Origin of the sequence: Microbacterium terrisoli (genome assembly GCF_030866805.1) — a bacterium.
GTDB classification, from domain to species: domain Bacteria; phylum Actinomycetota; class Actinomycetes; order Actinomycetales; family Microbacteriaceae; genus Microbacterium; species Microbacterium terrisoli.
Window position 1 is genome coordinate 3,501,995 of the sequence record NZ_CP133019.1, and the last position, 14,124, is coordinate 3,516,118.

At 68.7% G+C, this 14,124-nt stretch carries 12 protein-coding genes; 1 reads left to right on the plus strand and 11 read right to left on the minus strand.

Annotated features, from left to right (window positions below; all coding sequences use genetic code 11):
- The first annotated feature begins 3 nt into the window (after positions 1-3).
- Positions 4-1,380, plus strand: coding sequence for an adenylosuccinate lyase (purB, locus tag QU603_RS15845; RefSeq protein ID WP_308492347.1), 1,377 nt, complete (start codon positions 4-6; stop codon positions 1,378-1,380).
- Between the two features lie 11 nt (positions 1,381-1,391).
- Here the strand turns inward: purB and QU603_RS15850 are convergent, their stop codons facing one another.
- The 11 genes from QU603_RS15850 to QU603_RS15900 form a co-directional block, all read right to left on the minus strand.
- Positions 1,392-2,189 carry a thioesterase family protein gene (locus tag QU603_RS15850; protein ID WP_308492348.1) on the minus strand — a complete coding sequence of 266 codons (798 nt, stop codon included), beginning with the start codon at positions 2,187-2,189 and terminating at the stop codon, positions 1,392-1,394.
- 105 nt (positions 2,190-2,294) lie between these two features.
- Positions 2,295-3,677 carry an MFS transporter gene (locus QU603_RS15855; RefSeq protein WP_308492349.1) on the minus strand — a complete coding sequence of 461 codons (1,383 nt, stop codon included), beginning with the start codon at positions 3,675-3,677 and terminating at the stop codon, positions 2,295-2,297.
- A 110-nt stretch (positions 3,678-3,787) separates the two neighbouring features.
- Positions 3,788-4,717, minus strand: coding sequence for a LysR family transcriptional regulator (locus tag QU603_RS15860; RefSeq protein ID WP_308492350.1), 930 nt, complete (start codon positions 4,715-4,717; stop codon positions 3,788-3,790).
- A gap of 65 nt (positions 4,718-4,782) precedes the next feature.
- The gene (locus QU603_RS15865; protein ID WP_308492351.1) at positions 4,783-5,235 is read right to left on the minus strand and encodes a hypothetical protein; all 453 of its coding nucleotides are present in this window, start codon (positions 5,233-5,235) and stop codon (positions 4,783-4,785) included.
- Positions 5,217-6,710, minus strand: coding sequence for an aldehyde dehydrogenase (locus tag QU603_RS15870; protein WP_308492352.1), 1,494 nt, complete (start codon positions 6,708-6,710; stop codon positions 5,217-5,219). Before QU603_RS15870 ends, QU603_RS15865 begins: the two co-directional genes overlap by 19 nt.
- Positions 6,711-6,713: 3 nt before the next feature.
- Positions 6,714-8,744, minus strand: a complete 2,031-nt coding sequence (locus tag QU603_RS15875) for a primary-amine oxidase (RefSeq protein WP_308492353.1) — start codon at positions 8,742-8,744, stop codon at positions 6,714-6,716.
- Positions 8,744-10,276 (minus strand): APC family permease, encoded by a 1,533-nt coding sequence (locus QU603_RS15880; RefSeq protein ID WP_308492354.1) that lies wholly within the window; start codon positions 10,274-10,276, stop codon positions 8,744-8,746. The genes QU603_RS15875 and QU603_RS15880 overlap by 1 nt, the downstream gene beginning before the upstream one ends.
- A 133-nt stretch (positions 10,277-10,409) precedes the next feature.
- Positions 10,410-11,600 (minus strand): M20 family metallopeptidase, encoded by a 1,191-nt coding sequence (locus tag QU603_RS15885; protein ID WP_308492355.1) that lies wholly within the window; start codon positions 11,598-11,600, stop codon positions 10,410-10,412.
- A complete protein-coding gene (locus tag QU603_RS15890) occupies positions 11,593-12,264 on the minus strand; it encodes a DUF1028 domain-containing protein (protein WP_308492356.1) in 672 nt (223 codons plus the stop codon). The genes QU603_RS15885 and QU603_RS15890 overlap by 8 nt, the downstream gene beginning before the upstream one ends.
- Entirely contained in the window at positions 12,261-12,683 is a 423-nt protein-coding gene (locus QU603_RS15895) for a RidA family protein (protein ID WP_308492357.1), read from the minus strand. The genes QU603_RS15890 and QU603_RS15895 overlap by 4 nt, the downstream gene beginning before the upstream one ends.
- On the minus strand, positions 12,683-14,050 hold the full coding sequence (locus QU603_RS15900) for a flavin-containing monooxygenase (protein ID WP_370655315.1): 1,368 nt from the start codon (positions 14,048-14,050) through the stop codon (positions 12,683-12,685). Before QU603_RS15900 ends, QU603_RS15895 begins: the two co-directional genes overlap by 1 nt.
- Positions 14,051-14,124 lie beyond the last annotated feature (74 nt).

Here is a 14,124-nt window from a genome sequence, read left to right on the forward strand (position 1 = left end):
CCCGTGACCGCTCTCTCTCCCCAACCCCTGAGCCCCCTCGACGGCCGCTACCGCGACGCGGTGGCACCGCTGGGCGAGTTCCTGTCCGAGGCGGGTCTGAACCGCGCCCGCGTCGAGGTCGAAGTCGAGTGGCTGATCGCCCTGACCGACCGCTCGCTGTTCGGGGCCACGCCGCTGACCGAGACCGAGAGGGACGACCTGCGCGGACTGTACCGCGACTTCGGACAGGACGAGATCGACTGGCTCGCCGCGAAAGAGGCCGTCACCCGTCACGACGTCAAGGCTGTCGAATACCTCGTGCGCGACCGGCTCGCCCACCTGGGCCTGGAGCGCATCGCCGAGCTCACCCACTTCGCCTGCACGAGCGAAGACATCAACTCCGCGTCATACGCGATCACCGTGCAGCGCGCGGTGCTCGGGGTGTGGATGCCGAAGCTGCGCGAGGTCGTCACGAAGCTGCGGGCACTGGCCGAGCAGCACGCCGACGCTGCGATGCTGGCCCGCACGCACGGGCAGCCGGCGACTCCCACCACGATGGGCAAGGAGCTCGCGGTGTTCGCGTGGCGCCTCGAGCGCGTGGCCGGCCAGATCGAGGGCGGCCAGTTCCTGGCGAAGTTCTCGGGCGCGACCGGCACGTGGTCGGCGCACCTGGCCGCCGAGCCGTCGGTGGACTGGCAGGCGCTCTCGCGCGAGTTCATCGAGGGCCTGGGCATCGGCTTCAATCCGCTGACCACCCAGATCGAGTCCCACGACTGGCAGATCGAGCTCTACGATCGCGCGCGTCATGCCGGCGGCATCCTGCACAATCTGGCGACGGATGCCTGGACCTATATCTCGCTCGGATATTTCGCGCAGATCCCCGTCGCGGGCGCGACCGGATCGTCGACCATGCCGCACAAGATCAACCCGATCCGGTTCGAGAACGCCGAGGCCAACCTCGAGATCTCGGCGGGCCTGTTCGCGACCCTGTCGCAGACGCTGGTCACCTCGCGCATGCAGCGCGACCTGACCGACTCGACCACGCAGCGCAACATCGGCGTCGCGTTCGGGCACTCGCTGCTGGCGCTGGAGAACCTGCTGCGCGGCCTGGACTCGATCTCGCTGTCGCGGGACGTGCTGCTGGCCGACCTCGACGCCAACTGGGAGGTGCTGGCCGAGGCGATCCAGACGGTCGTGCGCGGCGAGATCGCTGCCGGCCACTCGTCGATCTCGGACCCGTACGCACTGCTGAAGGACCTGACCCGCGGTCACCGCGTCGGGCCGGTCGAGCTGTCCGAATTCGTGCAGGGGCTGGACATCTCCGATGCCGCCAAGCACCGCCTGCTGATGCTGACGCCCGAGACCTACACAGGCGTGGCCGCACAGCTCGCCCAGGGCTGAGCGCGGGACCGCTACCGCGGACGGACGGTCAGCGCCTGATCGACCGTGCCGATCGGCCCGAGGCCATCGTGCAGCACCGTGTGGGTCAGGCCCATGCCCGACGGGCCGAAGCTGACCGTGGTGTCGGCGCCGATCCACGTGTCTTCCGGCGAGACGAACGCCGGCTCGCGGAACAGGTGCACTGTCAGGTCGATATTGGGGAACACCGCCTGCTCGGGCATCACGCGCACCGTCACCCCGTTGAGGATGTCGACGGTTCCCAACGTGCGGGCGGTGGGCGAGACATCCTCTCCCTCGACGAGATCGACCATGGGCCGCAGCCACGACCATGCCCGACCGGGACGCTCCTGACGACGACGCGTCTGGACCGTCGTGACGAATCGGCCCGGCCAGACCTCACCCGCGTTCCATTCCGGCAGCGTCTGGCGGGGCGGCATCGGCGGCAGATCCGATCCGGCGAGCGCCGTGGTGTCGGCGCGCTGCATCCACCACGCCCGCGCGATCACCGCCGGCCGCTCGTCGTGGCTGAGCACCGCCTCGACCAGCTCGACCGTGCGCCCGGGCCGCAGCACGCGCACCGCGGTGTCCATGACGTCGATCGGCATCACGCCGAGGATGTCGTACGACACCCGTGCCAGCTGCATGCCGTCGTCGCGGCGGGCGCGATGCTCCCGCTCGATGAGGTGCGCGATCAGGCCCAGCGCCGGAGCGATGTGCTGCTCGGCGGGGTTCCATGCGCCCTCGACGCCGGAGGTGGCTCGAAACCGGGTCGGACTCAGTCGCAGGAAGTATGCGGGCACGTTCGGCATCGTATGCCCGCACACGGTGGCTCACAGGGCAGCAGGCCGACCCGGCGAATCCATGCCTGGTGCATGTCGATTCGCCGGGTCCTCGCGTCGCGGTGGGCTGTGGCGTCAGCTGCGCAGCGCGCGAGCGCGCGGCAGCCGCACCGTCGCGGTGTTCAGGTCCTGCTCCTTGATCAGCGAGATGCCGCGGGTCTCGGGGATGGTCCAGACCGTGACCACGCCGACCAGGCCGACCACGAGCAGGAACCAACCGGGTACGAGCGCATTCCCCGTGATGCCGATCAGCCAGGTCAGCAGGTACGGCGCGGTGCCGGCGAACAGCGCCGCGGTGACCGCGTATGCGATCGACAGGCCGGTCTGCCGAGTGCGAGTGGGGAACAGCTCGACCACCGTGACAGCGTGGGTGCCCAGAACGATCGCGAGCAGGAACGCGAGACCGAACGTGGAGACGAACACCGCCCAGTCCGACCCGACCTGCATCAGCAGGAACAGTGGCACGGACAGCGCGGTCTGAGCGATCGCAGCGAACATCAGCACGGGCTTGCGGCCGAGACGGTCTGACGCGATACCGGCCAGCGGCACCACGATCAGGCCCAGCGCTGAGGCCAAGGTCGACAGCAGCGCGGCACGGCCGGCATCGAATCCGATCGTCTCCTCCTGGTACGTGAGCAGGTAGACGAGCACGACATAGAACGTGACGTTCATGAAGATCTCGATACCGCAGGTCTGCAGGAACTCGCGACGGTTGCGCTGGAAGACCTCCTTGACCGGCGCATGCGACACTGCCTGCAGCTCCTTGAGCTGCTCGAAGTCGGGGGTGTCCTCGATCTTCAGCCGGATGTACAGGCCGATGACGCCCAGCAGTGCGGTGAACAGGAACGGAATGCGCCATGCCCACGCCACGATGGTCTCTTCAGGGAAGGCGAGGTTCAGCAGGAAGACGGCGAACGAGGCGAGCAGGAACCCGAGAAGGCTCCCGAACTCGAGCCAGCTGCAGCCGAAGCCGCGGCGCTTGCGCGGCGAGAACTCGCCGAGGAAGGCGGCAGCACTGCCGAATTCTCCTCCGGCAGCCAGACCCTGCACGATGCGGGTCACGATCAGCAGGATCGGCGCGAAGATGCCGATCGTTTCGTAACCGGGCAGCAGTCCCAGCGCCAGAGTGGCCACCGCCATCCCGATGATCACGATCGACAACGTCGTCTTGCGACCGAGCCGGTCACCGAGTCGTCCGAAGATCACCGCGCCGATGGGGCGCACGAAGAATGAGACGGCGAACACCGCGAAGGCGGCCAGCAGACCGGCGGTGTGGTTGGACTCCGGGAAGAACACGACCGCGATCGTGCCTGCCATGTACGCGTAGACGGCCCAGTCGAACCAGTGGACGAGCACGCCGATCGAGCCTGCGACGACGCTCTTGCGCAGACTCTTCGCTGAGACGGCATCGCTCGGCTCGAACGGCTGATCAGGTGATACGGGTATGGAAGTCGACATTGACGGATCCCCTCGTTGACGGATCGATTACGCACATGATCATCCGGGATGACGAGAGCATCTGTAAAACAGATAAAATCTTCGGCAGCCTTCGAGTCTGCCTATACCTCCTATTCAGCGGTCGCAGCATCCACCCCGAGCGTCTGCCGGCACTCGTCGATGAACGCGGTCGCGCGGCGCGTGAGATTGCTGCCGGCGAGGTGCACCGCGACCACCGGCAGCCCATGCCATTCACCGGCGAGCGGCCGGGTCACCAGCGGCCGGTTCTCGTAGCTCACTTCGATGTCGGTGTGCTGGGTGAGGATCGCATAGCCCAGGCCACGGGCCACAAGCGCCCGCACGAGCTCGAACTCGGTCGTGCGGAATCGGACGGTGGGCGTCAGACCGCGCAGGGTGAACAGCGAGCGGAAGTATTCGCCCCCCGGCGGCAGGTCGAAGAGGATGAGCGGTTCGTCGACGAGGTCTTCGATCGGGATGCTGTCACGTTCCGCGAACGGGTGCCCCGCAGGCAGCAGCACATGCGGGGCAATGGCCTGCAGCGCGACCTTCTGCACGTCGCCGGCCAACAGGTCGGGGGCGAACCCGTAGTCGTACAGCAGCGCGACATCGCACGTGCCGTCCAGCAGCTTCGACCGCAGGTGCGCATGCGACCCCACGACGAAGTTCAGGTCGACGTCGGGGTTCGCCGTCAGGTAGGCGTCCAGCACCGGCGGCAGCAGATGCGGCGCCAACGTCGAATAGCATCCGACGGTCAGCTTGCCCGACAGCGCATCGTTGTGCTCTTCGGCGCTGCGCTCCAGATCATCGGCTTGTTCGAGCAGCTGGCGGGTCGACCGCAGGATCGACTGGCCGACCGTCGTGAGGGTCAGCCCGCGCGCATGCCGCACGAACAGCTGCACGCCGAGGTTGTCTTCGAGCTCTGCCAGCGCCGTGGACACGGCGGACTGCGAGAGGAAGACACGAGCGGCTGCGGCAGTGACGCTGCCCGTCTCTGCGGCGGCGACGAAATACTCCAGCTGACGGAGGGTGATGCGCGCCATGCGGCCCACTCTAGACGGGTCCGTGCCGTCGACACGGAGCCGGGATGCTGCAGCCGTCGACCTCGTCACAGCGCGTGCACCAGGGTCATCGCCGCCATGCCCGTCACCATGCCGATCGACATGACCGACGCGATCCGCCGCGACATCCCTCCGCCTCGCGGTGCGCAGCTCAGGCGCAGCGCGAGCCATCCCGCCACCGCCAGCACGACCAGGACGCTGGCGGTGCCCACGGTCTGGACGCCGCCGTGGGAGTGGCCGGATGCCGCAGCCCCGCCGATCTGCGCGGCATGACCGCACATCGCCGCCGCCACCGACAGCACCGCCATCGCCAGCGCGTCGACGACGGCAGGCAGTCCCGCCGTGTTCCGCCGCGCACGGCGAGCGTGACCGACCGCGAGCGCGAACATCAGCAGTGCTGCTGCCGCGTGGGCGGCCGATGCACCGCCGACCACGCAGGGAACCATGGCCAGCGCCATCAGCGCATGCGGCAGCGCCCGGGTCAGCCGAACTGGATCCATGTCGTCTTCAGCGCCGAGTACGCGTCGAACGCGTGCAGTGACAGGTCACGGCCGAATCCGGACTGCTTGAAGCCACCGAACGGCGTCGTCAGCCCCAAGGCGTCGACGGTGTTCACCGACACGGTGCCGGCCACGAGGCGCTGAGACACCCGGTGCGCGCGCGACAGAGAAGAGGTCCACACCGATGCAGCCAGACCGTAGGCCGTCGCATTGGCCTTGGCCACCGCCTCGTCTTCGGTCTCGAACGTCTCCACCGTCAGCAGCGGACCGAAGACCTCGGTGCTGTGCAGCGGATGCTGCTCGGGAAGGCCCGTGACGACGGTCGGGACGATGAACGCGTCCGACCCGTCGATCTCCAGCCGCTCGGCGCCGATCACGAGCGAACCCGCGGCGCGGGCACTGGTGATCGCCGCCCACACGTCGTCGGCGTGCGACCGTGACACAAGCGCGCCGCTGCCGCTGGCGCCATCCAACGGGTCGCCCGGGGCGTACGCGCGGGCTGCCTCGGCCACCAGCGCGACGAACTCGTCGTGCACACGGCGTTCCACGAGCAGCCGGCTGTTGGCCGAACACACTTCGCCCTGGTTGTAGAACGCACCGCGGGCGGCGGTCTCGGCGGCACCCGGCAGGTCGTCGCAGTCGGCGAACACGATGTTCGCGCTCTTGCCGCCGGCTTCCAGGCTCAGCCGCTTCATGTTCGACCGGCCCGAGTACTCCAGCAGCGTCTTGGCGACCGCCGTGGACCCGGTGAAGGTCAGCGCGTCGATTCCGTGGTGCAGGCCGATCGCCTCGCCGACACGCCCTCCGGGTCCGGGCACGACGTTGAGCACGCCGGCGGGAATGCCTGCCTCCAGGGCGAGGTCGGCCAGCCGCAGCGCCGACAGCGGCGAGACCGAGGCCGGCTTGTGCACGACGCTGTTGCCCAGCGCGAGAGCCGGTGCGAGCTTCCACGCCGCGATCTCGAGCGGGTAGTTCCACGGAGTGATGGCTGCGACGACTCCGAGCGCCTCGCGCGTGACCAGGGCCGTGGATCCGGGCGGCGTCGACGGGATCTCATCGAGCAGCTTGTCGACGGCCTCGGCGTACCAGCGGAAGGTCGCGATCGCGCCGGGAACGTCGACCTCGCGTGCCTCGCGCACGGGCTTTCCCATGTCGAGGCTGTCCAGCAGCGCGAGCTCGTCGGCGTGCAGCTGCATGAGATCGGCCAGCCGCAGCATCCTCACCTTGCGGTCTTCGGCCGACAGCCGACTCCACCGCCCGTCGTCGAACGCCCCCCGCGCGGCGGCGACGGCACGGTCGATGTCGACGGCGGCGAGCGCTGCGACCTCGGCGTGCACGGCGCCGGTGGCGGGGTTGACGTCGGCGGTCGCGGCTCCCGACGCGGCGGCGACCCGCTCGCCGTCGATCACAGCGCGACCGTCGATGCTCAAGCCATCGGCGCGTTCATGCCAGGTGTCGGCCATCGTGTCGGTCATGGCTCAGTACCCTTCGTGGTGGTGGCCGGCGTGGGGGTCATGGTGGCAGTGCCCGGCGTGGTCGTCGTGTCCGGCGTGGTCGTGCTCCGCTCCGCCGGCCGCACAGTGCGCCGAGTCCGGCTTGGGCAGATCCAGCGCCGGATTCTGGTCGAAGAAGCCGTAGGGCTTCAGCGTGAAGCCCATCTTGTCCACCGGCATGATCGGCCAGTCCTCGGGTCGAGGAAAGTGCGTCATGCCGAACGCGTGCCACACGACGATGTCCTCGTCTTCGATCGAGCGGTCCTGCGCGACCCAGTCGGCGATGCCGTGGTTGCCCGGGTTCAGGTTCGCGTACTCGCCCGAGGGGAACCGCTCGGTCTGCTCGTATTGCGTGACCCACAGGTTCTTCGTGGCGAATGCCGCTCGGCGCGAGATGGATGCCGCAGGGTCGGCCATCAGCGTCGGGTCACCGCTCGGGCGCAGCTCGTACGACACGGGTGCGCCGTGGCGATTCTTGTGCGACGGGTTGACGATGTGCCAGACGCGCCCGGCTCCCCGGTCGGCCAGCCGGGCCCCCTCGGTCTCGGTGTGCAGGCGCGTGACCCGCTTGGTGAACGCGTTGCCCCACGGGTTGTCGGGGCCCATCGGCACCCGCTGCACCTCGACCTCCTCGATCGCGTTGCGCAGGCCGTCCACCTGCATGTCCAGGCGGGCGCAGAACATGTGCTGGTGGAACGGCATGCCCAGGCCCTCGTCGCCCAGCGGCGTCGACCACCGCTCACGCTGCGTCTGGTCGCCGTAGGCGGCGGTGTAGACGACGCCGGTGGCCTTGGCCTCCAGCTCGATCGTGCCATCCAGGTACAGGTACCAGTAGAAGCCGTAGTCGTAGTTGCCGACCGTGATGAAGAACGAGATCACCAGGCGCCGGTTGCGACGCACATCGGCCGACAGCGTGAACTCGTCGGTGTGCTTGTAGAGGATGCCGGCATCCTCTTCGTGCATGCAGATGGCGTTGCGGATCGTCTTGGGGTGCCCGTGGTCGTCGGCCAGGACGGCGTCGAAATAGCTGATCTCGCCCAGGCAGTCGCAGCCGAGCTCGAGCGAGTTCGCGTTCTTGCCCATCGAGTACTCGCCGGCGTCGAAGTAGTTCTGCCAGAACCGCACCGGGCTGGGGTCGCCGTAGGGCACGACCATCTCGGGCACCGAGGCGCGGTAGATGATCGGCCGGCGCCGCCCCCTGTCGTCGAAGCTCAGCTGGTGCAGCACGAGCCCCTCCACCGGGTCGAAGCCCAGGCGCACCTGCCACTTCTCCCAGGTGACCACGTCGCCGTCGATCGTGAAGCTCGGGCCTTCGGGCTGGGTGATCTCGATGGGCTTCTGCGTCGTGCGCGGCTCAGGCATCCACGCGTCCAGATGGAAGTCGAACCGCTCCTGCGGAATCGGGACCACCTCGGTGTCGACCAGCTCCACCACCTCGCCGGTGTTGGTGTCGAGGTAGGCGACCAGGCCCTCGACCGGGTGCGCCCACGCGTTGTCGGTCGGGTCGTACTGGATGAAGGTCGAGCCGCGCACGAGACGGCGGCCCTGCTCGCCCGGGATGTCGAAGATCCCGGCCGAGAGCGCGCACACACGAGCCGTCGACAGGTCGGTGATGCCGCGGGCGGCCATCGCCTTCTGCCACCCGGCGTCGGCACGGATCATGTGCTCTGCCTGCTCGTACTCTTCGGCGGTGATGGGCGGCTGCCCCTCGGTGACGATGTCGAGCACGCGCGAGGCCACGACGCGGCGGTCGCGCACCGAGACGACGATCTCGGTGACCTCCTGCGTCTCGCGATCCAGCAGCAGCGAACGCACCAGACGGTCGAGGTCGGTGCGGCCGGCGATGACCGCATCCTTGTCGTGCTCGACGAGGCTGACCAGGGTGAACAGCGTGCGCTCCGACACGAAGCCGGCGTTGACGATCACGACGCGGTTGGTCTCGATCTCTTCGGCGGTCAGCCGCGCCAGGGGGTGCGTGTCGGTCTGCGTCGCTGTGATGTCGTTCACGATGGTCATCATCTGTCTCCTTCATGTGCCATCGACTCGTCGTCGATGGTCGTCAGTGCCGTGGTGTCGGGCAGCGGCCGCTGCGCGCGGATGCGTGCGCCGCGGGCGTAGCCGACGAGTGCGAGCACGGCCAGCACCACGAGTGTGCCGATGGTCAGCAATTCGAACGGACCCTGCTCGACGCCCCAGTTGTCGGAGAAGTCGTACTCGATGCCGAACAGGTTCTCGAGGGTGCCCGGGAAGACAGTCACCCACGATCCCAGCAGCACCCACAGGAAGGCGACGATGCCCAGCGCGGCGAACACGCGATTGCGGCCGGGCACCCGGTAGGGGCGCTCCACGTCCGGGTATGCGAAGCGCAGCTTGATCGCCGCCGGGATGATCAGCAGGTAGCTGAGCAGGAAGGTCGAGATCGAGATGTTCAGCACCACCTGGAACAGTGCCGCCGAACTGCCGGTGATCTGCATCGCGGCGATCAGGAACACGGTGGCGACCACACCCGAGAGCAGGTTGACGTGCACCGGCGTACCGAGCTTCTTGTGGAACGCGCCGAAGAAGCCGCCGAAGAATGCGCCGTCGGCTGCGGTCAGAGCCTGCATCCGGTCGCTGATGATCATCCACGACGCTCCCTGCGAAGCGAGGATGACCACGAACATCACCGCGGCGAGGAACACGAGCGGGCCCGCCAGCGGTCCGTAGACGCCGAACACCGTCTGCACGGCATCCATGAGCCCGCCGATGCCGGTGATCGTCTTCGAGGGCAGCACGAGCAGCATCGCGAGGATCGGCAGCAGGTAGCACGCGGCCGACACGATGCCCGATCGGGCGATCGAGACGGGGATGTCGCGCTTGGGGTTCTTCATCTCGCCCGAGGCGCTGTTGGCCGACTCGAAGCCGAGGTAGGCGAACAGCAGCAGCGGCACGAGGCTGAGGAAGCCGACGAGCGTCGGGCTGAAGGAGGCGAGGTCGAGCTTCTCCACGCCGTGCTGCGCGGCGTAGATGACCGTGGTGATCAGGAACAGGGCCAGGAAGACGAGTTTGAGGATCGCGCCGAGGCTGGGGATCCACTTGGCCTTGGCCAGCGACAGGATCGCTGCCACGACGGTGACCCAGATGAAGACGATCTTGAACACCCAGTCCCCGAGCGACCCGTGCGGCAGGGGCGAGATGAAGCTGTCCCACGTCTCGGAGGCGAGGAACGCCATCGACCCGCCCACCCACACCGGCTGCGTGATCCAGCTGAGGATCGACGCCAGCGCTCCGGCGGGCCGGCCGAATGCGCGGCGCACCCACAGGTACGCGCCGCCCTCGCCGATGAACGTGCTGCCGGTCTCGGCGAAGATCATCGCGTAGGGGATCAGGAAGAAGACGGCGAGCACGAGAGTCCACGTGAACGTCTCGGCACCGAAGGATGCCGTCTCGGCGAGCACCTCGATGCTGAGCACCGCCGACATCACCAGGAAGATGATGTCGAAGCGCCCAAGGGTCTTCTTCAGATGTCCGGTCTGCTGCTGAGCGAGGACTGTCGAATCGTCGTCCATCGTTCCACCTCCTTGTGGTACCGGTCTCCCGGATTCTTTGCGATGCAACTCAAAGAATTGCACGTGTGTCGGACGATCGAAAGCCCGATCGCCACGGTTTTCTCGAACGCCCTGTCCGGGCGAATCGATGGGTTCAGGTGTGCGCGTCGCCGCGGGCGCCCTCACGGGCGGCGGCTGCGACATCCAGCGCCGTCCAGGCCAGAGCCACGGCACCGTCGAACAGGGTCTGCTCGGCGACGGGACCCACACAATGATCGGCGAACTCGCGCTGGTGATTCGAGACGGGGAACGAGTCGACCCCGATGTACGGGTGGATGGCCCGGACGATCTGCGACACGTTGCCCATGTCGGTGGATGCCGTGGCCATCGTGGTCGCCGGCCCCTCGGTCACGAACGTCCGCCCGAGAGCCGTCGCGTTGGCGACGTAGGCGTCCAGCGCCGCCCGATCCGTGCGGAACTCGGCATACGGCTTGCTCTCGGGCGTGACCTCGAGCGTGCACCCGCTGGCCAGCGCTCCGGCCTCGAAGCAGGCCATGATCCGCGGGATGAGCTCGTCCAGCTGCGCGAGTGAAGGCGCCCGCACGTACCAGCGGCCCTCGCTGCGGCCGGGGATCGCGTTGGGCGCGGTGCCCGCATCGGTGACGATGCCGTGCACCCGCACGTCTGCCGGCAACTGCTGACGCAGCAGCCCGAGGGCCACCTGCGCGATCGTGAACGCGTCGGCGGCGTTGACCGCCTGGGTGGGATAGGCCGCCGCGTGCGCGGTCTTGCCGGTGTACTCGATATGCCAGTGCGCGACGGCGAGCGGCCGCGCCTCGGCCACATCGACCGGTGCGGGATGGGCCATCAGCGCGAGATCGAGGTCGGCGAACGCGCCGCGGTCGAGCATCTCGACCTTGCCGCCGCCGCCCTCCTCGGCCGGGGTTCCGTACACCTCCACGGTCAGACCCGACACCTCGGCGACCCGGGCCAGCGCCAGGCCCGCCCCCACGCTCATGGCCGAGATGAGGTTGTGGCCGCACGCGTGCCCGAGCCCAGGCAGCGCGTCGTACTCGGCCATCAGGCCGACCCGGAACCCGCCGGAGCCGAACACCGCGCGAAACGCCGTGGCAAGGCCCAGGTAGTCGTACTCGACGGCGAACCCGGCCCGCTCCAGCACGTCGCCGACCGCACGCGACGACGCGACCTCGCGCCAGGCCGTCTCAGGATTCTCGTACAGCTGCCGCGACAGGGCGACCAGAGCTGCGCCGCTGTCGCCCACCGCGCGCCGCGCGTCGTCTTTCACCGTCGCGCTCGGCGCACGCACGGCCATCACCTCACTCATCGCCGGGCACGCCGTACGCCGGCGCGGTCTCGGGGTGCATGCCGCGGGTGACGTAGTCGTCGCGCTGCGGCAGCCACAGCTCGAGCAGGGCCGCGAGCCTGCCGATGGGGTCTTCGTCGTCCCAGTCCACGCGCAGGTCGGTGACGTTCCAGCCCGCCTCGCGCACGACGGCCAGGCCCGCCGAGTGCACCTCCCCGGCTTCCCCGCCGGCGGCAAGGCCGGCGCGCATCGCGGCCATCAGCCGGAGCTCGAGATCACCCTCCGCCGCCTCGAATGCGGCGAGCATCGCGGCGGGCACCTCGGCCGAGGCCAGCAGGTTGCCTGCCGTGACCACGCCGTCGCCGGTCGCGGTCGCGTACGTGCCGAGGGTGTGGGCGCCCGAGTGCACGGCCGTGCGGCCCGCGGCATCCACCACCGCCACCTGGCGGTACTCGCCGGTGGAATCCGTCGACATCAGCGTGGCCAGCGCCTCGTCGGGCGCGGTGCCGGCCTCGAACGCGTCCAGCAGGGTCGCACCGTAGCGAGGGTCGGTGATGTTCTGCGAGCCGACGGCACCCACGCCGCTGCGCAGGTGGATGCAGCGGGCAGCCACCGCCGGCGACGACGACGAGACCGCCATCCCCAGCGCCCCCGACACGTCGCGGGCGACGATCGAGAAGGTCACCGGGCACGCTCGCTGATCACGGCGGTGGCGTCGATCTCGACGAGCCATTCGGGCCGGGCCAGAGCGCTGACGACCAGGCCGGTCGAGACCGGGAAGACACCCTTCAGCCAGCGGCCCATCACCCGGTACACCGTCTCGCGATAGCGGGGATCGATGATGTAGACGACGACCTTGACGATGTCATCGAGCGACGAACCGGCCTCTTCGAGCAGCATCTTGATGTTGGCCATGGCCTTCTCTGCCTGCGCCTGGACATCGCCGATGCCGACGGTCTCGCGGGTGTCGAGGTCCTGCCCGATCTGACCGCGCAGGTACACGACGCCGCCGGCGACCACCGCCTGGCACAGGTCGTTGTCAAGGTTCTGCTCCGGATAGGTGTCCTTCGTGTTGAAGGGACGGATGCGGGTGTGCGTGGGCATCAGTTGACTCCTGTCGAAAGGGCCTCGCGGCGGTCATGTCGGTGGTCGGCGGACGGTGCGGATGCTTCGCCCGGGGCGCGGTAGGTGAGATAGCCCCGCTGGATCTCGATGCTGTCGGCGAGGTACTTCGCGTCGTGCCACACGCCCCAGATGAAGCTCGATCCGCGACGGGACTGCCAGGGCAGACCGAGGAAGTAGATGCCCGGCTCGGCGGCGACCCCGCGCTGGTGCTTGGGGCGTCCTGCCTCGTCGAAGGCATCCACGTGCATCCAGCTGTAGTCCGCGGCGAAGCCGGTGGCCCAGATGATCGTCGTGATGCCGGCCGCGCGCAGGTCGAGGTCGAGGATCGGGTCGACGATGCAGTCGGCCTCGGGGCCGAGGATGCGCGCCTCGGGCTCTTCGGGCAGGTCGAGCCCATTGCGCTCGATGAACTCATCGGCCTGGTCGAGCAGGCCGAGATAGTTCGCGTCGCCGCGCAGAATGTTCTCACGCAGGTCGGCGTTGAAGTGCATCGACCGCCCGTCGAAGGACGCTGTGCGCCCGACGAGCGTGACGCCGTCGTCGGCCAGGCGCCGGAAGTCGACGGTGTGCCCGCCGTCGGCGCCGCTCACGGCGATCGTGACGTGCTCGGCACCCTGCGGCGGTGTGGACATCTCCCACAGGCCGAGAACACCGAGCCACCACACGAAGTCGCGGCCGCGGTAGGCGCGGGGCGGACGGTCGTGGGGTCCGACCGACAGGTAGACGCGCTTGCCCGAGCGCTGTACCTCGGCGGCGATCTGCACCCCCGACGATCCCGCGCCGACCACGAGCACGGCCCCTTGCGCCAACTGGTCGGGACGGTGATATTGACTCGAGTGGAGCTGCTCCACGCCCGCATCGGCCGGCACGATCTGCGGGATCGCCGGCTGCTGGAAGGGTCCGGTGGCCGCCACGACATAGCGCGCGTGGATGTCGCCACGGGAGGTCTCGACGCGGAAGCCCGCACCGCCTTCGCGCTTGCGGACGGCGGTGACCTCGACGCCGGTGCGCACAGGCGCCTCGATCATCTCGACGTACTCTTCGAAGTACCGCGCCATGCGGTCCTTGGTCGCGAACTCGTCGTCGCCGACACCGGCGATCTCGAGGCTCGGAAAGCGGTCGTGCCAGGCGGGGCCGTTGGCCACCAGCGAGTCCCATCGCATCGTGCGCCAGCGTTCGGCGATGCGGTCGCGCTCGAGCACGATGTGCGGGATGCCGCGTGCACCGAGGTGCTCGCTCATCGCGATGCCGGCCTGACCTGCGCCGATCACGACGACCTCGGTCTGCTCTGGTGCCCGACCGGTCATGCCTGTGCCGGCCGGGTTCTCGTCGTGCGCGGTGCTCACCATCGTGCTCCTTCGTCTTCACGCTCGCGTCCGGCGCGCTCAGCGCGGCCGACGCCACCACGCTAAGCAGGCAG

Excerpts from the sequence above, each read along its gene's own strand:
- QU603_RS15850 (WP_308492348.1), bottom strand. The coding sequence starts at position 2,189 with ATGCCGAACGTGCCCGCATACTTCCTGCGACTGAGTCCGACCCGGTTT.
- QU603_RS15855 (WP_308492349.1), bottom strand. The coding sequence starts at position 3,677 with ATGTCGACTTCCATACCCGTATCACCTGATCAGCCGTTCGAGCCGAGC.
- QU603_RS15860 (WP_308492350.1), bottom strand. The coding sequence starts at position 4,717 with ATGGCGCGCATCACCCTCCGTCAGCTGGAGTATTTCGTCGCCGCCGCA.
- QU603_RS15865 (WP_308492351.1), bottom strand. The coding sequence starts at position 5,235 with ATGGATCCAGTTCGGCTGACCCGGGCGCTGCCGCATGCGCTGATGGCG.
- QU603_RS15870 (WP_308492352.1), bottom strand. The coding sequence starts at position 6,710 with ATGACCGACACGATGGCCGACACCTGGCATGAACGCGCCGATGGCTTG.
- QU603_RS15875 (WP_308492353.1), bottom strand. The coding sequence starts at position 8,744 with ATGACCATCGTGAACGACATCACAGCGACGCAGACCGACACGCACCCC.
- QU603_RS15880 (WP_308492354.1), bottom strand. The coding sequence starts at position 10,276 with ATGGACGACGATTCGACAGTCCTCGCTCAGCAGCAGACCGGACATCTG.
- QU603_RS15885 (WP_308492355.1), bottom strand. The coding sequence starts at position 11,600 with ATGAGTGAGGTGATGGCCGTGCGTGCGCCGAGCGCGACGGTGAAAGAC.
- QU603_RS15895 (WP_308492357.1), bottom strand. The coding sequence starts at position 12,683 with ATGCCCACGCACACCCGCATCCGTCCCTTCAACACGAAGGACACCTAT.